The sequence below is a fragment of the Delftia sp. 11MD genome, assembly GCF_050907895.1.
Lineage (GTDB): Bacteria > Pseudomonadota > Gammaproteobacteria > Burkholderiales > Burkholderiaceae_C > Comamonas > Comamonas tsuruhatensis.
This window is the reverse complement of record NZ_CP194333.1, coordinates 2739770-2764599: the sequence shown is the minus strand read 5'-3', so window position 1 is coordinate 2764599 and position 24830 is coordinate 2739770. Positions and strand designations below refer to the sequence as shown.

24 protein-coding genes are annotated in these 24830 nt (G+C 70.0%); 9 read left to right on the top strand and 15 right to left on the bottom strand.

Annotated elements, in window-relative coordinates:
• Positions 1-10: 10 nt before the first annotated feature.
• The 8 genes from ACRSCF_RS12470 to ACRSCF_RS12435 form a co-directional block, all read right to left on the bottom strand.
• Positions 11-658, bottom strand: a complete 648-nt coding sequence (locus ACRSCF_RS12470; protein ID WP_034366005.1) for a nitroreductase family protein — start codon at positions 656-658, stop codon at positions 11-13.
• The gene (fur, locus tag ACRSCF_RS12465) at positions 655-1158 is read right to left on the bottom strand and encodes a ferric iron uptake transcriptional regulator (RefSeq protein WP_016446224.1); all 504 of its coding nucleotides are present in this window, start codon (positions 1156-1158) and stop codon (positions 655-657) included. Before fur ends, ACRSCF_RS12470 begins: the two co-directional genes overlap by 4 nt.
• Positions 1155-1775, bottom strand: a complete 621-nt coding sequence (locus ACRSCF_RS12460; RefSeq protein ID WP_244388101.1) for a DUF2325 domain-containing protein — start codon at positions 1773-1775, stop codon at positions 1155-1157. The genes fur and ACRSCF_RS12460 overlap by 4 nt, the downstream gene beginning before the upstream one ends.
• Before the next feature lie 303 nt (positions 1776-2078).
• Complete coding sequence (locus ACRSCF_RS12455) at positions 2079-3089, bottom strand: c-type cytochrome (protein WP_034366032.1); 1011 nt, start codon at positions 3087-3089, stop codon at positions 2079-2081.
• Between the two features lie 17 nt (positions 3090-3106).
• Positions 3107-3862, bottom strand: coding sequence for a c-type cytochrome (locus tag ACRSCF_RS12450; RefSeq protein ID WP_016451609.1), 756 nt, complete (start codon positions 3860-3862; stop codon positions 3107-3109).
• A gap of 168 nt (positions 3863-4030) precedes the next feature.
• The gene (locus ACRSCF_RS12445) at positions 4031-5581 is read right to left on the bottom strand and encodes an ATP-binding protein (RefSeq protein ID WP_034366008.1); all 1551 of its coding nucleotides are present in this window, start codon (positions 5579-5581) and stop codon (positions 4031-4033) included.
• Positions 5578-6240, bottom strand: a complete 663-nt coding sequence (locus ACRSCF_RS12440) for a response regulator (protein ID WP_012206042.1) — start codon at positions 6238-6240, stop codon at positions 5578-5580. Before ACRSCF_RS12440 ends, ACRSCF_RS12445 begins: the two co-directional genes overlap by 4 nt.
• Before the next feature lie 151 nt (positions 6241-6391).
• Positions 6392-6979, bottom strand: coding sequence for a TetR/AcrR family transcriptional regulator (locus ACRSCF_RS12435; protein WP_016446229.1), 588 nt, complete (start codon positions 6977-6979; stop codon positions 6392-6394).
• Between the two features lie 145 nt (positions 6980-7124).
• Between ACRSCF_RS12435 and ACRSCF_RS12430 the strand changes: the two genes are divergently transcribed.
• From ACRSCF_RS12430 to ACRSCF_RS12410, 5 genes are all read left to right on the top strand, one after another.
• Positions 7125-8354, top strand: coding sequence for an MFS transporter (locus ACRSCF_RS12430; RefSeq protein WP_052151681.1), 1230 nt, complete (start codon positions 7125-7127; stop codon positions 8352-8354).
• A gap of 179 nt (positions 8355-8533) precedes the next feature.
• On the top strand, positions 8534-8716 hold the full coding sequence (locus ACRSCF_RS12425; protein WP_034366011.1) for a hypothetical protein: 183 nt from the start codon (positions 8534-8536) through the stop codon (positions 8714-8716).
• 160 nt (positions 8717-8876) lie between these two features.
• A complete protein-coding gene (locus tag ACRSCF_RS12420; protein WP_244388099.1) occupies positions 8877-9875 on the top strand; it encodes a TlpA family protein disulfide reductase in 999 nt (332 codons plus the stop codon).
• Positions 9872-10678: a thiol:disulfide interchange protein DsbG gene (gene dsbG / locus ACRSCF_RS12415; protein ID WP_016446232.1), complete on the top strand. Its 807-nt coding sequence runs from the start codon at positions 9872-9874 to the stop codon at positions 10676-10678. The genes ACRSCF_RS12420 and dsbG overlap by 4 nt, the downstream gene beginning before the upstream one ends.
• Positions 10679-10689: 11 nt before the next feature.
• Positions 10690-11091 carry a hypothetical protein gene (locus ACRSCF_RS12410; RefSeq protein WP_016446233.1) on the top strand — a complete coding sequence of 134 codons (402 nt, stop codon included), beginning with the start codon at positions 10690-10692 and terminating at the stop codon, positions 11089-11091.
• Here ACRSCF_RS12410 and ACRSCF_RS12405 read toward each other — a convergent pair.
• Positions 11076-11540: a hypothetical protein gene (locus ACRSCF_RS12405; RefSeq protein ID WP_012206046.1), complete on the bottom strand. Its 465-nt coding sequence runs from the start codon at positions 11538-11540 to the stop codon at positions 11076-11078. The two genes, ACRSCF_RS12410 and ACRSCF_RS12405, sit on opposite strands and share 16 nt — an antisense overlap.
• 333 nt (positions 11541-11873) lie before the next feature.
• On the opposite strand from ACRSCF_RS12405, the gene dsrO reads away from it, so the two are divergent.
• From dsrO to ACRSCF_RS12390, 3 genes are all read left to right on the top strand, one after another.
• Positions 11874-12719 carry a sulfate reduction electron transfer complex DsrMKJOP subunit DsrO gene (dsrO, locus tag ACRSCF_RS12400; protein ID WP_034366039.1) on the top strand — a complete coding sequence of 282 codons (846 nt, stop codon included), beginning with the start codon at positions 11874-11876 and terminating at the stop codon, positions 12717-12719.
• A 16-nt stretch (positions 12720-12735) separates the two neighbouring features.
• Positions 12736-13779 (top strand): NrfD/PsrC family molybdoenzyme membrane anchor subunit, encoded by a 1044-nt coding sequence (nrfD, locus tag ACRSCF_RS12395; RefSeq protein ID WP_016446235.1) that lies wholly within the window; start codon positions 12736-12738, stop codon positions 13777-13779.
• A 78-nt stretch (positions 13780-13857) separates the two neighbouring features.
• Positions 13858-17058, top strand: a complete 3201-nt coding sequence (locus ACRSCF_RS12390; RefSeq protein ID WP_244388098.1) for a tetrathionate reductase subunit A — start codon at positions 13858-13860, stop codon at positions 17056-17058.
• Here the strand turns inward: ACRSCF_RS12390 and ACRSCF_RS12385 are convergent, their stop codons facing one another.
• The 6 genes from ACRSCF_RS12385 to ACRSCF_RS12360 form a co-directional block, all read right to left on the bottom strand.
• The gene (locus ACRSCF_RS12385) at positions 17059-18513 is read right to left on the bottom strand and encodes an efflux transporter outer membrane subunit (RefSeq protein ID WP_244388096.1); all 1455 of its coding nucleotides are present in this window, start codon (positions 18511-18513) and stop codon (positions 17059-17061) included.
• Positions 18510-19721, bottom strand: coding sequence for an HlyD family secretion protein (locus ACRSCF_RS12380; protein ID WP_034366014.1), 1212 nt, complete (start codon positions 19719-19721; stop codon positions 18510-18512). The genes ACRSCF_RS12385 and ACRSCF_RS12380 overlap by 4 nt, the downstream gene beginning before the upstream one ends.
• A gap of 29 nt (positions 19722-19750) precedes the next feature.
• Complete coding sequence (locus ACRSCF_RS12375; RefSeq protein ID WP_034366017.1) at positions 19751-21526, bottom strand: MFS transporter; 1776 nt, start codon at positions 21524-21526, stop codon at positions 19751-19753.
• Between the two features lies 1 nt (position 21527).
• A complete protein-coding gene (locus ACRSCF_RS12370) occupies positions 21528-22076 on the bottom strand; it encodes a TetR/AcrR family transcriptional regulator (RefSeq protein WP_016446240.1) in 549 nt (182 codons plus the stop codon).
• A 105-nt stretch (positions 22077-22181) separates the two neighbouring features.
• Positions 22182-23099: a pseudouridine synthase gene (locus ACRSCF_RS12365; RefSeq protein WP_034366020.1), complete on the bottom strand. Its 918-nt coding sequence runs from the start codon at positions 23097-23099 to the stop codon at positions 22182-22184.
• Positions 23100-23111: 12 nt separating this feature from the next.
• Positions 23112-23855: a GntR family transcriptional regulator gene (locus tag ACRSCF_RS12360; protein ID WP_052151683.1), complete on the bottom strand. Its 744-nt coding sequence runs from the start codon at positions 23853-23855 to the stop codon at positions 23112-23114.
• Positions 23856-23993: 138 nt separating this feature from the next.
• Between ACRSCF_RS12360 and ACRSCF_RS12355 the strand changes: the two genes are divergently transcribed.
• On the top strand, positions 23994-24788 hold the full coding sequence (locus ACRSCF_RS12355) for an SDR family oxidoreductase (RefSeq protein WP_244388094.1): 795 nt from the start codon (positions 23994-23996) through the stop codon (positions 24786-24788).
• Positions 24789-24830 lie beyond the last annotated feature (42 nt).

Below are 24830 nucleotides of genomic sequence, written 5' to 3'. Positions count from 1 at the left end.
GGAAGCAGGATCAGCCTGCGTCGGCCGCGCTGGCGGACAGGGCCAGGGCCAGGCCTTGCACCAGGTCTTTCCCGGGCTGCCATTCGCGCACAAAGCGGTTGCGCGGCGGCCGCAGGGCTTCGCGGCCGGCCGAGACGGGCGTGCCCACATACAGCAGGCCGACGAGCCGGTCATGGGGCTCGAATCCCAGGGCCTCGCGCACGCGCGCATCGTGGCTGTTGGCGCCGCTGGCCCAGAAGCCGCCAAAGCCCAGGATATGCAGGGCGTTGAGCATGTTCATGGCGGCAGCGCCACCAGCCAGCAGTTGCTCGCTCTCTGGCACCTTGTGCTCGGGCTGCAGGTGCACGCCCAGCGCAATGATCAGCGGGGCGGACAAGGCCTTGGCGCGGAAGCGCTCGGCGTCGGCCTGCGGGTCGCGCGCCCTGGCGGCCTGCACGAACACCTCGCCCAGCGCATGGCGCGCATCGCCCTGCACCAGCACGAAGCGCCAGGGCCGCAGCTGCCCGTGGTCGGGGGCGCGCAGTGCGGCATCGATGACGGTGTCGATCACGTCTGCGCCCGGCGCCGGGTCCTGCAGCGGCCAGCGCGACTGGCGCGACATCAGCAGGTCCAGGGCGGCGCGCTGCTCGGGGGTCAGGGATCTGTCGTTGGTGCTCATTCGTTGTCCTGCAGCGCAGGCTGTCTTGCCTGCTCGGGCTGTGCCGGTGATTCGGGTGGCAGCTGCGAGCACGCGCCGCAATGGCCGTACAGGGCCAGGCGGTGGTCGGCCAGGCGGTAGCCGTGGGCCTGGGCCACCTGGTGCTGCAGTGCCTCGATGTGGTCGTTGCTGAATTCATCCACGCGTCCGCACTGCAGGCAGATCAGGTGGTCATGGTGCGGGCCCTCGTTGAGCTCGAAGACGGCCTTGCCGCTTTCAAAGGTCTGGCGCAGCAGCAGGCCCGCCGCCTCCAGCTGCGACAGCACGCGGTAGATGGTGGCCAGGCCCACTTCGGCACGCCGCTCGGCCAGCAGGCGGAACACGTCCTCGGCATGCAGGTGGCGCGATGCGCTCTGCCTGAAGATTTCCAGCACCTGCATGCGCGGCAGCGTGGCCTTCAGGCCCACGCTGCGCAGTTCGGGTTCGCCACCCGGGCTCAGGGGCATCTTGCTGCGTGTCATGCGGTCGTGTCTCCGTGGCTCAGCGTCATGGCGGGGTTGTCGCCGCCGTCGGCGCCCCGGTGTATGCGGACGATGCGCAGCGCATCGGGCTGCTCCACCAGCACGCAGGTCTTGCCCGTGCGCTGGCAATGGTCCTGCACGCGCCAGTACTCGCCGTGGCTCAGGCAGCCGGTCTGGCAGATCACCAGGTCGGCCTCGTGCAGGCTGGCCTCGAAGGCCTCGGCGTCCTGTTCGGGCTCCCGCGCATGCGCGCCCGCTGCAGGCACGGCGGGCTGCGCCAGGGGCGCGGCCGATTGGCGCTGCCAGCGTGCGCGCTCGCGCAACAGGTCCTGCACGCGCACCAGCAGCGACTCCACGCGCCGCGCCAGCGTGACGCGGCGCGAGAGGCCGGGAATGGCCTTCTCCAGCGCCTCGCGCTCCTCGCGCGCCCACAGCAGCTGGGTTTCCTTGGCCATCAAGGCCGCGCGCTGGCGGATCACCAGCCTTTGCAGCCTCTCTATTTCCTGGGCTTGAAGGCACAGCAGCTCGCTGCTGCGCAACTGGGCGTGGCCGTAGCCACGCAGCAGCACCTGGTGCTCGTGCGCCAGCTGCTGAATGTCGTCCAAGGTCTGGGTCATGGTTTCCTCGGCAAACCTGAGCATCGCGCGGCGGTCGCGCGAAGGCCTTTGCGCATGGCCCTGTGCGGCACGGGCCGGGCTTGCCGGCAAGGCGGTGTGCTGCGGTGCAAGCCGGATGCGTCGGCAAATCAGTGAGAATGATTCTTATTAAATCATGAAATGCCGGCCGTCAAACCGATGACCGTACGCCGTCTGGTGCAAAGGCCGCACCGGCGCAGATGCGCTTGCAGGGCGGCCGTCAGCGCCCTGTCCCTTGCAGCAACGCAGGCCTGCGCCCGGCCTGCCGTTGCCTGTCCGATCCGCTCAAAGACCCTTGAGCAGCCGCCCGTTGACCTCGGTGCCGTACAGCGAGTACGGGTTGTCGTGGAACTGCTTGCGCGTGTCGGCCACGTTGCCGGTGAAGCGCGGGTCCTGGGGGCGCTCCATGCTGTTGATGTAGGTGGCCACGTCCCAGGCCTCCTGGTCATCCAGCGTGGGGTTGCCGTAGGGCATGTTGCCCTTGATGAAGCTGGCGGCCTTGTCCACTTCGTGCGTGCCCGCGCCCCAGTTGTAGGACTGCTTGCCCCACAGCGGCGGGAACACGGTCACGCCGCCCGCTTCCTGGCCCTGGCCCTGCGCGCCGTGGCACAGCGCGCACTTGGCCTCGTAGACCTTGGCGCCGCGCTCGAAGCTGGGCTCCTGCGCGGCCTTGCCCACCTTGGTGAAGCCCGCGCCGGGCAGCTTCTCGCCCGTGGGCGCCTTCTGCGCCATCCAGTAGGCATAGGCCTCCAGCGCCACGAGGATGTCGTGGCCGTCGTCGGGGGCCTTGCCGTTCATGCTGTACATGAAGCAGCCGCGCACGCGCTCGGCGAAGGTGTCCACGTGGTTGGTCTTCTTGCGGTAGGCCGGGTACAGCGGGTAGGCACCCCACATGGGTGCGGCGCCCTTGAGCCGGCCTGCGTCCAGGTGGCAGTTCACGCAGTTGAGGGTGTTGCCCGAAAAGCCCACGGCGTTGGCCGGCGTGCGCAGGAAGATGGCCTCGCCACGGCGGATCCACTCGCCCATGGGGGTGTCCGGAATGTCGCGGGCACCGGGCGGCGTGAAGGCTGCGCCGTCGGCAGCCCCCTGAACGGGCTGGGCATCGGGCTTTGCGGGGACAGCAGCGGGTGCGGCGGGTGCGGCGGCCACGTTGACCGGCACGTCGGGCCGGGCAGGACGGCTGACGTACATGCCATAGGCGAGTGTGCCCGCCAGACCGGCGAACAGGCAGGCAACGACGATGTATTCGGCGGTGTTGGAACTGCCGGGGGCGGGATTGCGTGGTGTGTCGGACATGATCGGCTCCCGGTCCATCAGGGTTTGGCCGGCGCGGAGGCCGTGGCTGCGGTGGCTGTGCCCGCGCCATGCAGGCGGGCGTAGTAGGACGCCACCGCCTGGATGTCTTCGGGCGTGAGCTTGCGGGCGATCTTGCCCATCAGGCCCAGGGGGCCGGCCTCGCGCTGGCCCTTGTTCCAGGCGGCGACCTGGCTTTGCATGTAGTCGGCCGTCAGGTGGCCGATGGCGGGGAAGTCCGCTCCCACGCCCACGCCGCCAGGGCCATGGCACTGGGCGCAGGCAGGAATGCCGTCGGCCCAGCGGCCACGCTCGACCAGCCAGGCGCCGTCATCGTCCTTGCCCTTGGGCAGCGGGCCGCGCACGGGCTGGATGGGCAGCGGCAGGCTGGCGTAGTAGGCCGAGACGTCGGCACGGTCCTGGGCCGAAAGGGCCTTGGCCATGGGCGCCATCACGGGCGCCTGCCGGCTGCCGTCGGCCAGGTGCTGCAGCTGGCGCGCCAGATAGCCGGCGTGCTGGCCGGCCAGTGCCGGAAAGCCCGCCATGCCCTCGCCCTTGGCGCCGTGGCAGGTGGCACATGCCGCCGCACCCTGGGGCGTGCCCGACTGGGCGATTTTCTGGCCGGCTGCTGCACTGCCTTGCACCGCAGCTGTGGGCGCTGCTGCGGGCGCTGGTGCCTTGGGCGCGGCGTCTTGCGCCCAGGCGCTGCCCATCAGCATGCAGATGCCGATGGCGATGCACGACCGGGACAGGGTCTGTTTGTTCATGCGGATCATCGTGGGAAGAGGCATTTGCCCTGCCATGCGTCCGCGCCACGCACCGAGGAGCGCACGGCTGCGGCGGACAGGATCGAATAGGGATACCGGCCGCCGCCCCGCAAGGCGCAATGCCCGCAGGGCTGGCCAGCCAGGCCCGCACGATACGGAGCCGAGATTAAGCCGGCGTTAATGGGCCGGCGCTAATGGGCCGGCGGCCGGGGCCTGCGGGCCCGGACCGTCCGCCAGCGGCAGGTACAGGCGCGCGACCAGGCCGCTGGCCTGGCCTTCCTCGGGCCGCCACAGGCTGCGCGGCTGCAGCAGCAGGCAGCCGCCTGCGCATTCGGCGATGCGCTGCACGATGGGCAGTCCCAGGCCGCTGCCATGCTCCTGGGGACGCTTGCGCCAGAAGCGGCGCGTGGCCTCTTCGCATTCCTCGGCGCTGAGCCCCGGGCCGTGGTCGGCCACGGTGAACTCCACATAGCCTGTGCCCGGCTGCTGTGTCTTGCCCGGCATGGCGCCAATGGGCCGCACCGCCAGTTCCACGGCATGCTGCGGCGCATGGCGCAGGGCGTTTTCCAGCAGATTGCGCAGGGCCGAGACCAGCAGGGGCTCGGAGATGGCCAGCGGCCAGGCGCCGTTGCCGGGCTGCTGGTGCGTGTCCAACCATTGGCGCTGCGCCGGCGCCGGTGCTCCGGCGCTCACGGCATTCACCGCCAGTTGCCAGGCCTTGTCCAGCGCCTGCAGCGCATCGGCAGGCGCATCGCCGCAGGCCAGCGCATTGGCGGCGCCCGGTTCATGCTGCTCCAGCCGCGCCAGCAGCAGCAACTGCTCCAGCGTGTGCTGCAGGTGCTCCACGCCCTCGCCCGCCTGGGCCAGCGAATCGCGGGCCATGGAGCCGGGCGGCGCGGCCAGAAGGCCGGCAGGCATGCCGGGCGCCGCCAGCGCCATCTGCGCCACCTGCACATGGGTCTTGATGGCCGTCAGCGGCGTGCGCAGCTCATGGGCCGCGTCGTCGCTCCAGCGGCGCTCGCGGTCTATGGCCGCGCGCACGCGGTGCAGCAGCTGGTTGAGCGTGCCCACCAGCGGCGCCAGCTCGCGCGTCTGCAGGCCCTGGGCCACGGGCGAATCGTCGCCGGGCGGGCGGCGCGCCAGTTCGCGCCGCAGGGCCTCCAGCGGCCTGAGGCCCTGGGTCACGGCCCACCACATCAGCCCCATGCTGGCCAGCAGCGCCAGCACGAAGGGCAGGACGATGGTGTAGGCAAAGCCGTGGATCAGGCCCTCGCGCACATCGATGCGGTCGGCCGTGGCGATGCGCACGCCGTGGTCCTCCAGCACATAGGTGCGCCAGGGCTTGCCCCCCTTGATGATGGTAGAGAAGCCCAGCGGCATGCTCTGCGGGAACACGGGGCTGCCCTCGGTCTTGGCCAGCACCTGCGGCAGGGCCGATTCGGGCCGCACGGGCTGGACCTCGCCGCGCACCAGGCTGACCTCGCAGGCCACGCCGTCGCGCGCGATCACGTTGAGCATGGGGCTCCAGTCCTGCGGCAGCTCCCGGGCAGGCCGGAACTGGTGGACGATGCCGGCCACCATGCGCGCCGAGGCGATCAGCCGGTCATCCAGCACGGTGCGCAGCTCGTTGCGCATGTCCGAGAACATCCAGGCCGCCACCCCGCCCCACAACGTGCACAGCGCCAGGCACAGACATGCCAGCAGGCGCACGCGCAGGCTGCGCATCATGGGTGCAGGCCCAGGCGGTAGCCCTCGCCGCGCACCGTCTCCACCAGTTCATGGCCCAGCTTGCGGCGCAGGTGGTGCACATGCACGTTGACGGCATTGCTCTCCACGTCCTGGCTGTAGCCGTAGAGGCTGTCGCGCAGTTGCTCGGTACTCAGGATGCGGCCCGGCGACTGCAGCAGCGCGCGCAGCAGCGACCACTCGCGGCGCGACAGCTCCACGGTGCGGCCCTGGCGCTGGATATGGCCGGCAGCGGGGTTGATGCGCACCTCGCCCAGCTCGATCCAGTCCACGCTGCGGCCGGCCGCGCGGCGCAGCAGCGCATGCAGGCGCGCCGCCAGTTCGTGCAGGTCAAAGGGCTTGACCAGGTAATCGTCGGCGCCGGTCTGCAGGCCTTCGATGCGCTGTGACACGGCATCGCGCGCCGTCAGCACCAGCACGGGCACCTGCAGGCCCTGGCCGCGCCAGCGCGCCAGCAGCGAGAGACCATCCTCGTCCGGCAGGCCCAGGTCCAGCACGCAGGCATCGAAATGCGAGGAACGGATGGCCGCATCCGCCTGCCCGGCCGAGGCCACGGTATCCACGCCAAAGCCCTGCAGCTGCAGGCCGGCCCGCACGCCGCTGGCCACCAGCGCGTTGTCTTCCACCAAGAGAACATGCATGTTGTTGTCCGCAGGGCCTGGCTCCAGGCCCCGCCGTCTGTATCCAAGTCGAGAACGAAAAGCGACTGAGCATCGCAGATTTGTAGCGAGGTGTGCGCCAGCATGCCGAATCTCGCAGGCACGCGCACAAGAATGCGGCCAGGCGGCCCGCTCAGGGCCGGGCCAGCAGCCCGCCCAGCAGCAGGTCCAGCGCCGCCGCGCCGCGCTCCAGCCGCAGGTCGGCGTCCTCGCCCTCGGCAATCCAGAAAGCCGCTTCGGCCAGGCTGCCGTAGATCAGCGATGCCAGCGCCTGCGGATCGGCCCGGGCCACGATGCCCTGCGCCATGAGGTCCGCAATCAGTGCCTGCATGGACGCAATGCAGTGGCGCTGCGATTGCGGCAGCGCTCCGCCCAAAGCCGCGCGCGCATCGCGCAGCACGATGCGCTGGATTTCAGGCTCCAGCGCCATTTCCAGGTAGGCCCGGCAGCGGCTGCGAAAGCCCTGCCAGGGATCCCGGGCATGGGCGGTGATGGCCTTCAGGCGTTCATCCACCTCGGCATCGATCTGCTCGACCACGGCCGCCAGCAGGCCCTGCTTGTCGCCGAAATGGTGGTACAGCGCGCCCCGCGTCAGGCCCACCTGCGCGGTGAGATCGTCCATGGAGGCATCGGCGTAGCCCTGCTCTCCAAAGGCCTTGCGGGCCGTGGCCAGCAGCGTGGCGCGGGTTTCTTCCATCTCGGCGCGGGTGCGGCGAACCATGGCCAATCTCCTTACATACGGCGTGCATGATTATTTACATACGCTTCGTATGTATATAGGATTCTATTCATACGCAGCGTATGTATTTTCTCTGTCCCGCGACGGCGGTGCAACACCCCCCCACCTGTTTGAAGGGATCTGGACCATGAATTCGTCTTCCTCCACGCGGCCCGAACCCGCCGCGCGCCGCCCGTGGCTGGCCGTGTCCGCCGTGGGCCTGGCCACCTTTTCCGTGGTGACCACGGAAATGCTGCCGGTCGGCCTGCTCACATCCATTGCTGGCAGCCTGGGCACCTCCATGGGCAGGGCCGGCCTGATGATCTCGCTGCCGGCGCTGCTGGCCGCGCTGTTCGCGCCGCTGGTGGTGATGGCGGCGGGCGGCATGGACCGGCGCCGCATCCTGTGCGGACTGCTGGCCCTGCTCGTGCTGGCCAACCTGGCCTCGGCGCTGGCGCCGTCGCTGATCTGGCTGCTGGCCGCGCGCGTCCTGGTGGGCTTTTGCATGGGCGGCATCTGGGCAATCGCGGGCGGGCTGGCGGCACGGCTGGTACCCCAGGCGTCGATGGGCCTGGCAACCTCCATCATCTTTGGCGGCGTGGCGGCGGCCTCGGTGCTGGGCGTGCCGCTGGGCGCGCTGATCGGCGATTTCGCGGGATGGCGCTGGGCATTCGGTGGCATGGCAGGCTTCAGCGCACTGGTGCTGGCGCTGCACATGGCCGTTCTCCCCGCCCTGCCTGCCACAGGCTCGGCCAGCCTGCGCCAATTCAGTCATCAGCTGGCCAACCGCAGGCTGCAGGCCGGGCTGGCACTGACGCTGCTGCTGGTGGCCGGGCATTTCATGTCCTTCACCTTCGTGCGCCCGCTGCTGCTGACGGTGTCGGGGTTCGATGCGCAATGGATGAGCGCGCTGCTGCTGGCTTACGGCATCGCGGGCATTGCGGGCAACTTCCTGGCGGGCATCATCGCGGCGCGCCGCACGGTGCCGAGTCTGGCGGCGATCGCCATGGGCCTGCTGCTGGCGCCTGTGCTGTTCCTGTCCGTGGGCGACTCGCCAACCGGTGGTGGCGCCGTGCTGCTGGTCTGGGGCCTGGCCTACGGCGGCGTATCGGTGGGCCTGATGACCTGGATGATGCAGGCTGCGCCACGCGCCGTGGAAATTGCCACGGCGCTGTACGTTGGCGTCTTCAACATCGGTATTGCGCTGGGCTCATGGGCAGGCGGCCAACTGGTCGATGGCTGGGGGCTGCACGCCACGCTCTGGCTGTCTGGCGGCTTGGCCGCTGCGGCCTTGCTGCTGTCTGCGGCCATGGGATTGGTTGGGACTGGAAGCAAAGCAGATTGGGGCCATCAACAGGCAAAGAATCACCAAGTCTGAATTACGCAGGAACTTCAGGACAAGTCCTATGCCACCTCGGAAATATCCTGAAATATTTCGGAATTCTCCTTGTCTTCCACAGCGGAAATTCACGCAATTACCAATGCACAATCCAAGCCTTGCCCTCACGGATTCGCATCGCTCGCGACCCCGTATTCCGCTTGATGGAAGGATATGCAATGAACGAACTTCAGACACGGCTTATCGTCGTGTGTGTGCTAACCCTTGTCGTCGTCATGCTCGTTTCCAAATACAAGATAGTGAAGCCATCGACTTCATCGAAAAACAAGCTGGTTTTCAAGGCATCCCTCTTCATTGCCATTTCTTTCGGTGCATTTGCAGCACTCTGGAATAAGTTCTGACACTCGATCCATGAGGTGGATTTTCTTGCGAGCGCAAGAGGTGGCGCTGCCGCCCGGCAAGCCAGGTGAGGCCGTGAGGCCATCAGGCCGTTAACCCCCCGTTAATTCCCCGCTGCCAGCATCCACGGCCTGTCAGCCCGCATGGCTGAAACTCCCTTCCATGCATCTCCGGTCATCCCCTCTTCTTTCGTCCTTCCTGCCCTTGCTTGCCGGCCTGCTGCTGTCGCCTTCGCCTGTTCTTGCCGGAGCGGCAGAGCCTGGCGGGCCGTCAGCGCTATCGGCGCTGGGCGCCTGGCTGCACCTGCCTGCCAGCCTGGCGCTGGGGCCGCTGGTCCTGCCGATGGGCGTGGTGGTGGCCATGCTGGCCTGGCTGCTGGCGCAGTGGCTGGCGCGCAGGAATGAAAGGCGCACGGGCCAGGCCGTGGATGCGCTGCTGTGGCAAAGCACCCTGGCCGGCCTGCTGGCGGCGCGCCTGGCCTATGTCGCGCAGTGGTGGGCCGAGGTCGCGCCGGCCCCCTGGGATTGGAGCGGGATGCCTGCCTTCGCAGGCCGCATCATCGATATCCGCGACGGGGGATGGAACCTGTGGGCCGGCCTGCTGGCCGCGCTGCTGTACATGCTGTGGCGCAGCCGCCGCTCCCCGGTGCTGCGCCGCGCCACAGGGCTGGCGCTGGGCGCGGGGGCGGCCCTGCTGGTGCTGGGCAGCCTGCTGCAGGCGCTGCCCTCCGCAGATGCACCGGCCCTGCCGGCCTTCACCCTGGTCAACGGACAGGCGCAGCCGGTCTCTCTGCAGCAGTTGCAGCAGGCCGATGGCAAGCCCATGGTGATCAACCTCTGGGCCACCTGGTGCCCGCCCTGCCGGCGCGAGATGCCGGTGCTGGCCCAGGCCCAGCAGCAGCGGCCCGATGTGCGTTTCATCTGGATCAACCAGGGCGAGTCTGCCGAGGCCGTGATGGGCTACCTGCGGCGCGAGCAGGCGACGGCCCCGCTGCCGCTGGCCCAGGTGCTGTTCGACCCGCAGCAGCAGGCCGGCCGGCACTGGCGCCAGCGGGGCCTGCCTTCCACCTATTTCTATGGCGCCGACGGCCGGCTGTGCGGCATGCGCATGGGCGAGCTGTCGCGCGCCAGCCTGGCCCAGCATCTGAAGGAATGTTCATGAGCGCTTCCCCCCTGTTCCCCCTGCCTGCACTGGCAGGAGCCCTGGCCCTATCGGCAGCCTTGGCCCTGCCGGCTGCGGCGTCCGAGCTGCCATCGGAGGATTTCCTGGCCCAGCAGGGACTGACCCTGGTGGGACCGCTGCCGGCCGTGGGCGGACTCAAGGCCTGGGCCGCCTACCGCGACCGCCAGCCCGTGCCCATCTACCGCATGCCTGACGGCAAGCACTGGGTGCTGGGCACGGTGATCGACGCCCAGGGCCGCGACGTGAACGCCCAGGCCCTGCAGGCCGCCGTGCAAAAGCCCATGGGCGAGCAACTGTGGAGCGATGTGCAGCGCGCCCAGTCCATACCGGATGGCCGCGCCGACGCGCCGCGCACGGTCTATGTGTTCACCGACCCCAACTGCCCCTATTGCAACCAGCTGTGGAACGATGCCCGGCCCTGGGTGGAGAGCGGCCAGGTGCAGTTGCGCCACATTCTGGTGGGCATCCTCAAGCCCAGCAGCGAGGGCAAGGCCGCCGCCATGCTGACCGCGCGCCAGCCAGAGCAGGCCCTGGCCGAGCACGCACGTGCCTATGCCAAGGCCGGCCGCGCCAGCGCAGAAGGCGCGGGCGCCACGCCGCTGGCCCCGGTGCCGCAGGCCACGCGGCAGGTGCTGGCCAGCCATGCCTCGCTGATGTCCACCTGGGGCCTGCGTGCCACGCCGGCCCTGGTCTGGAAGGATGACAAGGGAGTGGTGCAGGTACGCACCGGCCTGCCGCCGGGCCTGCTGGAAGAGGTCATGGGGCCGCGTGGCAGGAAATGATGAGGACGACCATGAGCACAAGCCGTTGTCCCGCCGATTCAACCGCCTCCAGCGACTGGAGCGACCTGTTCCCCGCCCGGCCGGATGCGCCGCCGCTGCGCATCGTACTGCATGCGCCCACGCCCGGCGCCCTGGCCCGTGCACGCAGCAATCTGGCCAACCTGCGCCAGGACCGGCCCGGTGCCGAAGTCCGCATCGTCATCAACGGCCCGGCCGTCGAGGCACTGCTGGATGCCGCGCCGGGCACGCCGCAGCATCTGGATGCAGAGGCCCTGGCCCATGCGCTGGTCTGCCCGAACACGCTCAGGAAGCTGGGCCGCGAGGCGCCTGCCGGCATGCGCGTGCTGCCGCAGGGCGGCATCGAGTCACTGGCCCTGCTGCAGCAGTCGGCCTGGTGCTACGTGCGCTGCTGAGCGGCCTGCGCCAGCGAGGCCAGGCAGCGCGCCTGCCATTGGTATTCAGGCTCGAACGACTCGCGGTCCGTGACGGCGCCGTGGCCGCCCTCGCCATAGACCATGGCGTAGGCCGCGTAGTCGGCCGCCTGCAGCGCCCGGCCCGCCAGCCCATGGGCCGTGGCATAGGTGGCGGACACGGCGGCATGGCCGCAGCCGTCGAGGGAGCGTGATCCCTGGTGGTGGTTGGCCAGGCTGGCCGCCTCGCGGGCCAGGCGGTCCAGCTCCTGCCGGTCGATCTGGCCGTCCAGGTAGCGGCGAAGGCCTTGTGCGCAGCGGATGACGTCCGGGTCTTCCAGCAGGTGCGCGATGCGGTCCACGCAGGCCTGTGTGAATTGCAGCCTCAGGTGCTCGCCGGCTTCGGCGGCAAGGTCCAGTTCCGAAGCAAGGCTGTTCAGGGCATGGTTCATGGAGAACTCCTTGGCAGTGGCGACACAAGCAGCGTAGACCGGGGCCGCGCACGGAAACAAGAGGGTGATTTCCGATACGCGCCCTGCATTCCCGAGGAATGCAGTCACCCTGTTAACCCCGTCTTAATCCCTGCGCCACACGCTATGGACTGCCTTGGGCGCCTGTCCATGGCAGGCAGTCGGTGGCGCTTTGCAAGCCCATTGCTTGACTCACATCAAGCCGCCAAGGCCCTGAATTTCATATATTAAATTCAATATAAAAAGCATATTTTTAATGCTTTATTGAGTTTGAGCGACCACGATCCGTGGCCGCAGGACGATGAAAGACAGGCCATGCCAAAAACATCCCGCGCCGGCAGCGGCTGCAACGACTGCAGCTGCAAGCCCTCCACCCAGGACATCCTTGCCCCTACCCTCTCCCATGCGCAGCCCGCCGCAGGCAAGCGCGGCTTCCTGCAGGACCTGCTGGCCGCCGCCATGGCGGCCGTGGCCCTGCCCGTGGCGGCGGCCGCGCCCGGCACCACGGGTTTCCAGCCGCCGCGCCGCCCCGGCGAGGCCGGCAAGCGCTACGGCATGCTGGTGGACCTGCGCCGCTGCATAGGCTGCCAGGCCTGCACGGTGAGCTGCTCCATGGAGAACCTGCCGCCGCTGGGCCAGTTCCGCACCACGGTGCTGCAGTACGAGGTGCAGCACGCGGGCAACGAGGACCTGCCGCCGGCCATGCTCAACCTGCCGCGCCTGTGCAACCACTGCGACAACCCGCCCTGCGTGCCGGTCTGCCCAGTGCAGGCCACCTTCCAGCGCAGCGACGGCATCGTGCTGGTGGACAACGAGCGCTGCGTGGGCTGCGGCTACTGCGTGCAGGCCTGCCCCTATGACGCGCGCTTCATCAACCACGAGACGCAGACCGCCGACAAGTGCACCTTCTGCGAGCACCGCCTGGAAGCCGGCCTGCTGCCGGCCTGCGTAGAAAGCTGCGTGGGCGGCGCCCGCGTGATCGGCGACCTCAACGACGAGGGCAGCGAGATCCGCCAGCGCATGCGCGAGCACGCCAAGGACCTCAAGGTGCTCAAGCCCGCCATGGGCACGGACCCGCATGTGTACTACCTGGGATTGCCCGACGCCTTCGTCGACGGCGTGGACGGGCAGGCCAGCGTGCGGCTGGTCACTTCCCACTGAACGCAAGGAGCACCCCATGCACATCGTCGAACTCCTGACCCCCGCCTACGAATCGGCCTGGCTGCCCTGGGCCGTGCAGTACTTCTTCCTGGCCGGCATTGCCACGGGCGCCGCCCTGCTGGCCGCCGCCTGCGCCTGGGCGCCGCGCGCCAGCGCCATGGCGCGCCTGCTGCCGGCCGCCGTGCTGGTGCTGGCCGTCAGCGCCATCGCCGCGCCCGTGTCGCTGCTGGCCGACCTGCACCAGCCTGCGCGCTTCTGGCATTTCTATGCGCACTTCACGCCGTGGTCGTGGATGTCGGTGGGCGCGCTGCTGCTGCCTGTCTTCGTGGGACTGGCGCTGGCCTTCGTGCTGGCCTGGTGGCTGGGCCGGCCGCAGTGGCTGCGCTGGCTGGCGCCGCTGCTGGCCGTGTCGGCGCTGACCATCACCGCCTATACCGGCGCCGAGCTGATGGCCGTGCGCTCGCGCCCGCTGTGGAACACGCTGTGGGTGCCGCTGAACCTGGCACTCACGGGCTGGCTGGCCACGGTGGGCTGCATGCTGGTGACGGCGCGCTTTCTGCCCGCCCGCCACCGCCCCGATGCCGGCGCCCTGCAGGCGCTGCGCATGCTGGGCCTGGCGCTGGCGCTGTGCCTGCTGGCCATGGTGGTGGTCTGGGCCGTTGCCGGCTGGCTGGGCCAGGGCCGCTCCTTCCAGGCGGCGCTGCAGCTGTGGCAGCAGTTTCCGGTCTGGCGCCTGAGCATGCTGGGCTCGGCCGTGGCCGGTGCCGCCCTGCTGTGGGCCCTGGTGCGGGGTGGTCAGCGCATGGCCTGCCCGCGCTACACGCTGGCCCTGGGGCTGGGGCTGGCCGCCGCGGCCTGGGCCTTCCGCTGGGCGCTGTTCATGGGCGTGCAAGGCGTGCCCAAGTACGGCGCGGGCCTGTACATCTACCACATGCCGCTGGGCGGCGACGGCCTGCTGGGCATGCTGGGCGTGGCCGGCCTGTGCATTGCACTGGTGACGCTGGCCACCTGGGCGCTGGAGCTGTTTCCCGCGCGCTCGGCCGCGGCCCGCGCCCTCTGACACCGCCGCCCTGACGACCCCTCACCCATTCACGGAGCGCGGCCCGCCACCGGCCGGCCGCGCCACAGAAAGCCTTTCATGACCGACAAGAAGAAACTCCCCCAAGCCCCCGAAGATTCCCTGGATGCCGAGGCCGCCCGCCGCCGCCTGCTGCTGCGCGGCGGACTCACCGCCGGTGGGCTGGCCGCCTTTGCGGCCGGCTACGGCGAGACGCTGGCACGTGGCGCCAAGGGCCTGGTGACAGGCAGCTCGGGCACGCCCACGGCCAGCGCCACGCGCGGCAATTCGCTGACGCCCGAGTTCCGCATCGACCCGGCCACGGGCGCGCTCGCCACCCAGCCCGGCCAGGTGGTCAGCCCGTCCAGCTGCCTGGGCTGCTGGACGCAGTGCGGCGTGCGCGTGCGTGTCGATACCGCCAGCAACCGCATCCTGCGCGTGGCAGGCAACCCCTACCACCCGCTGGCCACCACGCGCCCGGCCGCCATGGAAGAACCCGTGCGCGAGGTCTACGCCAAGCTGGGCAAGGAGCTGGGCCTGGAGGGCCGGGCCACGTCCTGCGCGCGCGGCTCGTCCATGCTGGAGCACCAGAGTGCACCGCACCGCGTGCTCACCCCGCTCAAGCGCGTGGGCCCGCGCGGCAGCGGCCGCTGGCAGAGCATTTCCTTCGAGCAGCTGGTGCAGGAAGTCTGCGAGGGCGGCGATCTGTTCGGCGAAGGCCAGGTCGATGGCCTGCGTGCCATCTGGGACACAAAGACGCCGCTGGACGCCGACAACCCCGAGTTCGGCCCGCGCTCCAACCAGTTGCTGGTGACCGACGCCTCCAACGAAGGCCGCGCCCAGCTGCTGCGCCGCTTTGCGGGGCCGTCCTTCGGCACCGTGAACGTCAGCAACCACGGCGCCTACTGCGGCCAGAGCTTTCGCGTGGGTGCGGCAGCGGCCCTGGGCGACCTGCCCGGCATGCCGCACGGCAAGCCCGACTGGAGCCATGCCAGCTTCGGCCTGTTCATCGGCGCGGCGCCCGCACAGTCCGGCAACCCCTTCCAGCGCCAGGGCCGCGAACTGGCCGAGGCCCGCTCGCGCGAGGACAACCGGTTCCGCTACGTGGTGGTCTCGCCCGTGCTGCCCACCTCGTCCAGCCTGGCTGCGGGCAGCGGCAACCGCTGGCTGGCCGTCAAGCCGGCCAGCGACCTGGCCCTGGCCATGGCGCTGATCCGCGTCATCCTGGACGAGGCGCGCCATGACACGGGCTTTCTCGCCCAGCCCGGCCCGGCCGCCATGCAGGCGGCGGGCGAGGCGTCCTGGAGCAATGCCACGCACCTGCTGGTCAACGAGCCCGGCCACCCGCGCCACGGCAGCTTTCTGCGCGGCGCCGACCTGGGCTGGGCCCTGCCCGCGCCAGCCGAAGACGGCAAGCCGGCCCAGGATGTGTTCGTGGTGCAGCGTGCCGATGGCCGCCTGGCGCCGCACACCCAGGCCGAGCCTGCACAGCTGATGGTGCGCACCCGCGTGGCCGTGCCCGGCCTGAAGGCCGAAGGCGCGGACCAGGCCCCCGAGCTGTCGGTCTGCTCCTCGCTGGCCAAGCTGCACGAGCAGGCCAGCCTCAAGACACTGGACGAATACGCAGCGCTGTGCGGCGTGGCGCGCGGCGAGATCGAGGCGCTGGCGCGCGAGTTCACCAGCCATGGCAAGCGCGCCGTGGCCGATGCGCATGGCGGCACCATGAGCGGCGCGGGCTTCTACACCGCCTACGCCATCAGCATGCTCAACACCCTGGTGGGCAACCTCAACGTGCAGGGCGGCCTGGTGCTGGATGCCGGCCCGTTCGGCCCCTTCGGCCCGGGCCCGCGCTACGACTTCGCCAACTTCGACGGCAAGGTCAAGCCGCGCGGCCTGGCGCTGTCACGCCACCGCCAGCCCTACGAGAAAAGCGCGGAATTCCAGCGCAAGCGCGAGGGCCAGCCCGAGGGCGCGAAGGACTACCCCGCCGCCCAGGCCCCGTGGTACCCGGCCGTGGGCGGCCTGTCCAGCGAGATGCTGGCCAGCGCGCTGGCCGGCTACCCCTATCGCGCCAAGGCCTGGATCAACCACATGAGCAACCCCGTCTACGGCATTGCGGGCTTTCGCAATGCGCTGGTGGACGATCTCAAGGACCCGAAGAAGCTGCCGCTGATCGTCTCCATCGACCCCTTCATCAACGAGACCAGCGCGCTGGCCGATTTCATCGTGCCCGATACCGTGACCTACGAGAGCTGGGGCATCTCGGCGCCCTGGGCCGACGTGGTGGCCAAAAGCTCCACCGTGCGCTGGCCCGTGGTGCAGCCCGCCGTGGCGCGCACGGCCGGCGGCCAGCCCGTGAATGTGGAGAGCTTTCTCTTCGCCGTGGCAGAACGGCTGGGCCTGCCGGGCTTTGGCGAGGCCGCCATCAAGGACGCCCAGGGCCAGCCCCATGCGCTGCGCTCGGCCGAGGACTTCTTCATCCACGCCCTGGCCAACGTGGCCTGGGCAGGTGGCAAGCCCGTGCCGGCGGCCAGCGATGACGACATCGCCATCACCGGCGTGGACAGGCTGGTGCCCGCGCTGCGCCAGCGCCTGAAGGACGATGAATGGCGCCAGGTGGCCATGCTGCTGACGCGCGGCGGGCGCTTCGACCGCATCGAGGACGCCTGGAAGGATGGCCACACCCGCAAGGCCCACGCGCCTGCCCTGCAGGTCTGGAGCGAGGAGCTGGCCCGCATGCGCCACGCCATGACGGGCGAGCGCTACAGCGGCTGCCCCACCTGGTATCCGGCACGGCTGGCCGACGGCAGCGCCATGCGCACGCATTTCGGCGAGCAGCAATGGCCGCTGCTGCTGACCTCGTACAAGTCCAACCTGATGAGTTCCATGTCGATTGCCGTCTCGCGGCTGCGCCAGGTGCATCCGCACAACCCGGTGTCCCTGCACCGCGATGACGCCGAGCGGCTGGGCATCGCCAACGGGGACACGGTGCGCATCCGCACGCCGGGCGGCGCGGTGACGGCCGTGGCCATGGTGCGCGACGGCGTGATGCCGGGGACCGTGGCCATCGAGCACGGCTACGGCCACCGCGAGCTGGGCGCGGGCCGCCACAGCATCGACGGCCAGCCCATGCCGGTGAACGCCGAGCATGCCAATGGCGTGAACCTCAACGACCTGGGCTTTGCCGATCCCACGCGGCCCGGCTGCAAAAACGTGTGGGTGGACTGGGTGTCGGGCGCCGCGGTGCGCCAGGGGCTGCCTGCGCGCATCGAGAAGGTCTGATCAGCGGGCGGGGCTGGCGACAGGTGCAGCGACGGGTGCGGCCACTGGTGTGGTGGCGGCCTGCCAGCCGCCGCCCAGCGCCTGGTACAGCGCAATGGCGTTTTCCAGCTGGCTCTGGCGCAGGCGTATGACTTCCTGCTGGGCCTGGAAGAGATTGCGCTGGGCGTCCAGCTCTTCCAGGTAGCTGGCGTAGCCGGCCTCGTAGCGGTCCTTGGCAAAGCCCAGGGAGCGCTGCAGCACCGCCTCGCGCTCGCTGGCGTGCTGCCACTGCGACTGCAGGCGCCGGGTGCCGACCAGGGCGTTTTCCACATCGGCCAGGGCCTTGATCACCACGCCCCGATAGGCATAGGCGGCCTGGTCGCGCTGGGCGGTCACGGCGTCGAACTGGCCCTGCAGCCGCCCGCCCGTGAACAGCGGCGCCAGCACGCTGCCGCCCAGGGCCCAGACCGTGGCCGGGTGGTATTGCAGGGCATTGACCAGCAGGCTGCCGGCGCTGGCCGTCAGCGAGACCTGGGGCAGGAAGGCGGTGCGCTGCACGGCCAGGCTTTCGTCGGCGGCCGCCAGCTGCAGCTGCGCCCGTGCAATGTCGGGGCGGCGCTGCAGCAAGGCCGAAGGCAGGCCGGCGGCCGGCGCAGGCGGCGGTGCGCCCAGCGCAGCGGACTGGCCGTCGGTTGTTGCCATGAGCGCGGCGGCCTGCTCGTCACCCTCGCCGCCGGCCAGCAGCAGGAGCGCCGTGCGCTGGCGCGCCAGCGACAGCTCCAGCTGCTCCACGGCCTGCTGCACGCCCTGCAGCTCGGCCTGGGCCTGGGTGAGCTGCAGCTGCGAGGTGTAGCCGACGCGCGCCTGCTCGTCGGCCAGGCGCAGGGCCTGTTCGCGCGAGCGGGCCGTGGCCTGGGCCACTTGCAGCTGCGATTGCAGCGAGCGCAGGCCCACATAGGCCTGGGCCGTGGTGGCGGCCACGGCCAGGGCCACGGCGTCGCGGTCGGCCTCGCTGGCCTGCAGGCGCAGGGCGGCGGCCTTTTCCAGGTGGGCGATGCGGCCCCACAGATCAGGCTCCCAGCTGGCCTGCAGGCCGGGCTGAACCGAGCGAGTGTGCGCCAGGCCCCGCGCGCCCAGGCTGCGGCCCGTGGAGGCGCCGGCCGTGGCCGAGAGCTGGGGCAGGCCCGCAGCGCCTGCCACATCCAGGTTGGCCCGCGCCTCATCCACGCGCGACAGGGCCAGCAGCACATCGTTGTTGCGGGACTGGGCCAGTTCCACCCAGCGCGTAAGCAGCGGATCGCCAAAGGCCTGCCACCACGATGCCTTGACGGCGGCGGCCGGCTCCTGCCCTGCCCCGCTCCACTGGGCGGGCATGGCGGGCCGGGCCGCTTCGGGCGCGGTGCTCAGCGGCGGCACGCTGCAGCCGGCCAGCGCGGTGGCGCAGGCGATGGCCATGGCCAGTGCGCGGGCGGTCATGGGCGGGCCTCCGGTTGGGGTGCGGGCTGCTGTGCGGGTTGCTGTGCGGGTTGGGGCTCAGGCTGCGCCGTATCCAGCCGCACCACCACCGACATGCCCGCGCGCAGCCTGGCGGCCAGCTCCTGGTCGGGATCGATTGCAATCTTGACTGGCAGGCGCTGCACGACCTTGGTGAAGTTGCCCGTGGCGTTGTCGGCCTTGAGCACGCTGAATTCCGAGCCCGTGGCCGGCGCGATCTCCAGCACGCGGCCCGTGAGGTGGGCGCCGCCCAGCGCATCGACGCTGAAGCGCACTGCCTGGCCTATGCGCACCTGGGCGGTCTGGGTTTCCTTGAAGTTGGCCACCACCCACAGCGTGTGCGGCACCACGTACATGAGCTGGGAGCCGGCCGTGACGTACTGGCCCCGGCGCACGCCGACTTCGCTGACCTGGCCATCGCCTGGCGCGTGCACCACGGTGTTGTCCAGGTTGATCTGGGCCTGGCGCAGCTGGGCCTCGGCCATCTGGACCTGGGCTTCGAGCGAGGCGCGGTTCACCGTCGTCGCCTTGATCTTCTGGGCGTTGATCTCGATGTCGGCCTGGGCCTTGGCCACGTTGGTGGCCGCCAGGCGCGCGGTGGCACGCACCTTGTCACGCTCGTTGAGCGAGACGGAGCCGCGCTCGGACAGCGCCTGCACGCGCTGCAGCTCGGCTGCGGCGCGGTCGGATTCGGCCTGCGCCGCCGCCAGGCCGGCGCGGCTGGCGCCCAGCGTGGCACGGTTCTGGGCCTGGGTCTGGTCGGCATTGGCCAGCTGTGCGCGGGCATTGGCCAGCTGGGCCTGGGCCTGGGCCTGGGCGGCTTCGTAGGTGCGTGCGTCGATGCGCACCAGGGGCTGGCCGGCCTTGACGTTCTCGTAGTCCTGCACCAGCACCTCGGTCACATAGCCGCTGACCTGGGGCGCGAGCACGGTGACGGCGCCGCGCACATAGGCGTTGTCGGTGCTGACCACGGTGCCCGCGAAGGGGAACAGGTTCCAGGCACGCAGCACCAGCAGCACGCCGGCCAGTGCGACCACCAGCATCACCAGCACGCTGCGCAGCGAGGGCTTGATGAGCTTGGGCGATGGCGATGGCGAGGGTGAAGGCGAGGGCGAAGGCGCCGCAGCGGGAGCCGGCGCAGGCGAGGCAGAGGCGGCCGTGCCGCCATTGGAATTTTCGGAGTCACTCATGTTGTTGTCTTTTCTCTGGGCGAACGGTTTCAGGCGCGGGCGACGGGTTGGGTGGGCGGCTGGCCCGGCGCGTCCTGCGGCGCGGCGGCATCGGTGCCGCGCATGGCCGAGGCATCGGCAGCGGCGGCGCGCATGCGCTCCACGAAGGCGCGCTGGCGTGCGCGGCCGGCCAGGGCCAGCATCCACAGCAGGTAGAGCACGGCCACGCCGGCCGTGAGGGCGAACACGTCGTTGTAGGCGCGCACATTGGCCTCGCGGCGTGCCGCCTGCGCCAGCTGGGCCGTGCCCTGGGCCGCGCGCAGGGCCGGGTCGGCAATGACGCGGGCCAGGCTTTGCTGCTGCAGGCGCAGGCGGTCGGCCACGATGGGGTCGGTGGGATCGACATCGGCCACGATGGCGGCCGAATACACCTGCTCGCGGTGCATCTGGTAGGTGCTCAGCAGGGCCGAGCCCATGAGCGCGCCCATGGCCTGCGTCATGGAGATGGTGACGATGGCCGTCAGCATGTAGTGCGCGCCGAACTTCAGGCCCTGCACCACGCCGATCAGCATCAGCGGCCCCATGAACAGGCCCGCGCCCACGGCCATGAGGAACTGGCTGCCGAAGAAGTCCTCGGGCCGGGCCAGGCTGGTGCGGCTGTGGTCCAGCCAGGCCGCCAGCGCGAACAGCACGATGGAGCCCACGATCTGCTTGCCCATGTTCTCCAGCCCGAAGGTCAGCGCCGACACGGCAATGCCCGCGATGGTGCCCAGCAGGATGACGATGAACAGCGGCTGCATCTGGTCCACCGTCATGCCCAGCATGCGCTGCATGCCGATCACGCCATAGGTCTGCTCGGTGGTCAGAAAGCGCAGCAGCAGCGCACCGATCACGAAGCGCACCGTGGGCGCCAGCACGAACCAGCGCGTCTGCAGCATGGGATTGCGGCGGTGGTGCTCGATGTACAGCGCCACGCTCAGCAGGACGATGGAGCCGATCAGCATCCAGGCCAGCCAGGGCGTGTCCAGCCACCAGTGGTTGTAGCCCTGCACCAGCACGGAGATCAGCAGGCCCACGCCGGGCACCATGAGGAAGAAGGTCAGGAAGTCCAGCCGCTCGAAGCTGCGGATGTGCACGCCCGGCGGCAGCTTGAGCACCACCACGCCCGCGAACGAGATCAGGGCCAGGCCGGCCTCGAACAGGTAGAGGTTGTGCCACTCGCTGTTGAACAGCAGGCCCGGCGACAGGATCCAGGCCAGCGGCGTGGCGATCTGCCCCAGCCCCACGCCGATCACCAGCATCTTGAGCACATGCTTGCGCGGCGCGGCCTGCAGCATGTAGAGCGTGCCCAGCGTGCTGCAGGTGGCGCCCGCCAGGCCGCTGGCCGCACGCAGCATGAGCAGGCTGGTGTAGCTGCCCAGCACCAGGTGCAGCAGCGTCAGCAGCGCATACAGGCCCAGGCCGATCTCGGCGAACAGCCGCATGCCGAACTGCTGGCGGAACTTGTAGACCAGCAGGTTGGCCGTCATGTTGAGCATGACGTAGGCGCCGGTCAGCCAGGCGGCCTCGGAAGACGTCAGCCCCATCTGCCCCTGGATGGTGGGCAGGTTGGCCGTGAACAGTGCATTGCCCAGGCCGCCCGTCAGCGCCACCAGCACGGCGATCAGGCCATAGGCGGCGCGCACGGCCGGCTGGTGCAGCGGCATGGACGGCGAGCCCGGCAGGCTGGGCTTCTCGTGCTCTTCCCAGTCCGGCGGGGGCTTGAGGTAGACGACGGGGGGCGACGGGGGCAGCACGGGCCCCGGTGGAGTGGGGGTGGTGGCCATGTCAGGCCTTCAGGCCTTGCCAGACGATCTGCAGCGCCTTGCGCGCCAGTGTGCGCCGCTGCTGCGGCGTCTCGCCGCGCAGCGAGGCGCCCAGCATGCCGAAGACCAGGGACAGCTCGGCCTGCGTCAGCGGCTGGCGGCAATGGCCACAGGCCACGGCCCGGTCCATGGCCGGCCGAAAGATCTGCCACATGGCAACGCGGGCCTGGGCGATGACCTCGTCGCCGCGCTCCACGGTGCGCCAGTAATCGGTGATGGGGGCCGAGACCGCAATGCGCTCGGCCAGGCGCGACAGCAGCTTGTAGAAGGCGTCGTCGTCCTCGGCCATGGCTTCGGCCGCGCTGCGCATGCTGTCCAGCGAACGCTCCAGCAGCGCCAGCATCAGCGCACGCCGGTCAGGAAACTGCCGGTACAGCGTGGCGCGGCCGACCTCGGCGCGCTCGACCACCAGGTCCAGCGGCGCGGTCACGCCATGCTCGGAAAACACGGCATCGGCCGCGTCCAGCAGCTGGGCGCGGCGGATATCGGCACTGGGTCTTTTGGAAGTCATGCGGACAATTATCGGACAAAGTTGTCCGTTAAATGTCCGCAGCCGGCCTATCCCATGGCGGGGCCATGGGCAAAAAACCAACGGTTTCCGGCAGCGGCAAGGCCTCTACAGGTCGGTCAGCGGCAGCAGCTGGCGGCGGCTGTCAAAGCGCCGCGACTGGCCGTCCAGAGGATCGGTGAAGGCCAGGCTGCGCGCCAGCAGCTGCAGTGGGCGCGAGTAGTCGCCCTCGGGCAAGTCATGCACTTCGGGATAGAAGCCGTCGCCCCACAGCGGCAGGCCCAGGGCGGCCATGTGCACGCGCAACTGGTGGCGCTTGCCGCTTTCGGGCTCCAGCCGGTAGCGTGCCCAGGGGCCGTGCTGCTCCAGCACCTGCATGTGGGTGCGGGTGTTGGGCGTGCCGGCCACCTCGTGCATGCGAAAGAAATGGCCGCTTTCCTCCATGCGGCTTTCATGCGTGCGCGGGAAAACCACGTCCTCGCGCCAGGGAGCGACGGCCTCGTAGGTCTTGTGGATGGCGCGGTCGCGGAACAGCGCCTGGTAGATGCCGCGCGTGGCGCGCTGCACCGAAAACACCACCAGCCCCGCCGTGTCGCGGTCGATGCGGTGGATGGGCGACAGCTCGGGCAGGTCGAACTCGCGCTTGAGCCGCACCAGCAGCGTCTGCTGCAGGTACTTGCCGGCCGGCACCACGGGCAGGAAATGCGGCTTGTCGGCCACCAGCAGATGCGCGTCGCGGTGGAGGACCTCGGCCTCGAAGGGAATGGGCGGCTCGGCCTGCAGCTCGCGGTAGTAGTAGTAGCGCAGGCCCGGCGCAAAGGCCGTGCCTGCATCGGCGGCGCGGCCATGCTCGTCCACCACCTCGCGCAGCGCCAGGCGCCGCAGCCAGTCTTCGCGCGCCACGGCCGGCAGGCGCTCGGCCAGAAAATCGATCAGCAACCCGCCGCCCTGGCTGGGCAGCACCACGCAGCTGGGGCTGACGCCGTCGCGTATGGGAAGAACCTTGGGGTCGTGGGCGTTGTGCATGGGGCGGCGATTCTAGCGGCGCAGGACTTCCGGCGCGCCGTCATCCCCACCGTCCGCGACACCATCGGCCGTCACCAGCACGCCCGCCGAAACGATGTAGTCGGCCGCGCTTTCGATGTCGCCGCGCAGCGCCTCCTTGGCGGCGGGCGCATCGCCGCGACGCAGGGCCTCGACCAGGCGCGCATGGTGGCCGACCGCCACCTGTTCGCTCACGCGGCGCGAGCCCGAGCGCATGTCGTGGTTGAGGATGGGGCCTATGCGCAGCCACAGCGCCTCGATCATCTGCAGCAGCATGGGCATGCCGGCCGCGCTGTAGACGGCGAAGTGGAAATCCTTGTTGAAGGCGATGAGCCGCGCGCCGTCCGGCGAGGCGCTGGCCATCTCGGTCGCAAAGCGGTCCTGCAGTGCGGCGATGCGTTCCAGCCCGGCGGCCGGCAGTTGCCGGGCCGCCTGCTCCGTGGCCAGGCCTTCGAGGTTGACGCGGATGCGCGTGATCTCGCGGAAGGCGCTTTCCGTCATCAAGGGCACGCGCAGCGCGCGGTTGGGCGTGAGTTCCAGCGCCTGCTCGGCCACCAGCCGGTGCACGGCCTCGCGCACGGGCATGACGCTGACGCCCAGCGCGCTGGCCGTGGTGCGCAGCGAGATCTGCTCGCCCGGAATCATCTGGCCCGTGATCAGCAATTCCCTGAGCTGTGCATAGACATCGCTGCTGAGGGTCTGCCGTTTGAGTGGGGTGACTAGTTCGTTGATGGCCATGGCGGCGATGGTAGCGCGGCGCCGCCGCTGTCATGCCTCATAGGGTATTTACCATATTTGATCTGTGATCACAGATACAAAATCCAAACCCAACCCGAATCCCTTTCACTTTTGTTTGAGTTCCCAAGGAGTCCCCGCATGTGGAAAAACGATCTTCTGGCCGGCCAGCGCGTCCTGGTGACGGCGGGCGCCGCCGGAATCGGCCTGGAAATCAGCCGCGCCTTTGCCCAGGCCGGCGCGCGCGTCATGGTCTGTGACGTGGCCCAGGCCAGCCTGGATGCGCTGGCTGCCGCCCTGCCCGGCGCCAGCGGCCGTCTTGCCGATGTGTCGGATGCCTTGCAGGTGCAGGCCCTGTTCAAGGCCGTGGACAGCGAGTTGGGCGGCCTGGACATCCTCGTCAACAACGCCGGGGTGGCCGGCCCCACGGGCGCGGTGGAGACGCTGGAGCTGGCCGACTGGCAGCGCACGCTGGATGTGAACATCACCGGCGCCTTCCTGTGCACGCGGCTGGCCGTGCCCCGGCTTCGGCAATCGGCACGCGAGGGCCGGCAGGCGGCCATCGTCAACCTGTCTTCGGCGGCAGGCCACCTGGGCATGCCGGGCCGCTCGGCCTATTCGGCGTCCAAGTGGGCGGTGATCGGCCTGACCAAGTCGCTGGCGCTGGAGCTGGGCGCAGACGGCATCCGGGTGAACGCCATCCTGCCGGGCGCCGTGGACGGCCCGCGCATCCGCGACGTGATTGCCGCCAAGGCGCAGGCGCGCGGCCTGCCGCTGGAGGACGTCACGCGCAGCTACACGCACCAGGCCGCGCTGGGCCGCATGGCCACGGCGCGCGACATTGCCAACATGGCCGTGTTTGCCGCCAGCCCGCTGGCCGGCCATGTCACGGGCCAGGAGCTGGCCGTCGATGGGCTGACCCAGGCGCTGAGCTGAGCGCCCTCTCCTCGTCCTCCCCCACCTCTACTCCTCTCGCCT

Bases quoted from the DNA above. Each gene is read 5' to 3' on its own strand.
- ACRSCF_RS12470 (WP_034366005.1), bottom strand. From the start codon at position 658: ATGAGCACCAACGACAGATCCCTGACCCCCGAGCAGCGCGCCGCCCTG.
- fur (WP_016446224.1), bottom strand. From the start codon at position 1,158: ATGACACGCAGCAAGATGCCCCTGAGCCCGGGTGGCGAACCCGAACTG.
- ACRSCF_RS12460 (WP_244388101.1), bottom strand. From the start codon at position 1,775: ATGACCCAGACCTTGGACGACATTCAGCAGCTGGCGCACGAGCACCAG.
- ACRSCF_RS12455 (WP_034366032.1), bottom strand. From the start codon at position 3,089: ATGTCCGACACACCACGCAATCCCGCCCCCGGCAGTTCCAACACCGCC.
- ACRSCF_RS12450 (WP_016451609.1), bottom strand. From the start codon at position 3,862: ATGATCCGCATGAACAAACAGACCCTGTCCCGGTCGTGCATCGCCATC.
- ACRSCF_RS12445 (WP_034366008.1), bottom strand. From the start codon at position 5,581: ATGATGCGCAGCCTGCGCGTGCGCCTGCTGGCATGTCTGTGCCTGGCG.
- ACRSCF_RS12440 (WP_012206042.1), bottom strand. From the start codon at position 6,240: ATGCATGTTCTCTTGGTGGAAGACAACGCGCTGGTGGCCAGCGGCGTG.
- ACRSCF_RS12435 (WP_016446229.1), bottom strand. From the start codon at position 6,979: ATGGTTCGCCGCACCCGCGCCGAGATGGAAGAAACCCGCGCCACGCTG.
- ACRSCF_RS12430 (WP_052151681.1), top strand. From the start codon at position 7,125: ATGAATTCGTCTTCCTCCACGCGGCCCGAACCCGCCGCGCGCCGCCCG.
- ACRSCF_RS12425 (WP_034366011.1), top strand. From the start codon at position 8,534: ATGAACGAACTTCAGACACGGCTTATCGTCGTGTGTGTGCTAACCCTT.
- ACRSCF_RS12420 (WP_244388099.1), top strand. From the start codon at position 8,877: ATGCATCTCCGGTCATCCCCTCTTCTTTCGTCCTTCCTGCCCTTGCTT.
- dsbG (WP_016446232.1), top strand. From the start codon at position 9,872: ATGAGCGCTTCCCCCCTGTTCCCCCTGCCTGCACTGGCAGGAGCCCTG.
- ACRSCF_RS12410 (WP_016446233.1), top strand. From the start codon at position 10,690: ATGAGCACAAGCCGTTGTCCCGCCGATTCAACCGCCTCCAGCGACTGG.
- ACRSCF_RS12405 (WP_012206046.1), bottom strand. From the start codon at position 11,540: ATGAACCATGCCCTGAACAGCCTTGCTTCGGAACTGGACCTTGCCGCC.
- dsrO (WP_034366039.1), top strand. From the start codon at position 11,874: ATGCCAAAAACATCCCGCGCCGGCAGCGGCTGCAACGACTGCAGCTGC.
- nrfD (WP_016446235.1), top strand. From the start codon at position 12,736: ATGCACATCGTCGAACTCCTGACCCCCGCCTACGAATCGGCCTGGCTG.
- ACRSCF_RS12390 (WP_244388098.1), top strand. From the start codon at position 13,858: ATGACCGACAAGAAGAAACTCCCCCAAGCCCCCGAAGATTCCCTGGAT.
- ACRSCF_RS12385 (WP_244388096.1), bottom strand. From the start codon at position 18,513: ATGACCGCCCGCGCACTGGCCATGGCCATCGCCTGCGCCACCGCGCTG.
- ACRSCF_RS12380 (WP_034366014.1), bottom strand. From the start codon at position 19,721: ATGAGTGACTCCGAAAATTCCAATGGCGGCACGGCCGCCTCTGCCTCG.
- ACRSCF_RS12375 (WP_034366017.1), bottom strand. From the start codon at position 21,526: ATGGCCACCACCCCCACTCCACCGGGGCCCGTGCTGCCCCCGTCGCCC.
- ACRSCF_RS12370 (WP_016446240.1), bottom strand. From the start codon at position 22,076: ATGACTTCCAAAAGACCCAGTGCCGATATCCGCCGCGCCCAGCTGCTG.
- ACRSCF_RS12365 (WP_034366020.1), bottom strand. From the start codon at position 23,099: ATGCACAACGCCCACGACCCCAAGGTTCTTCCCATACGCGACGGCGTC.
- ACRSCF_RS12360 (WP_052151683.1), bottom strand. From the start codon at position 23,855: ATGGCCATCAACGAACTAGTCACCCCACTCAAACGGCAGACCCTCAGC.
- ACRSCF_RS12355 (WP_244388094.1), top strand. From the start codon at position 23,994: ATGTGGAAAAACGATCTTCTGGCCGGCCAGCGCGTCCTGGTGACGGCG.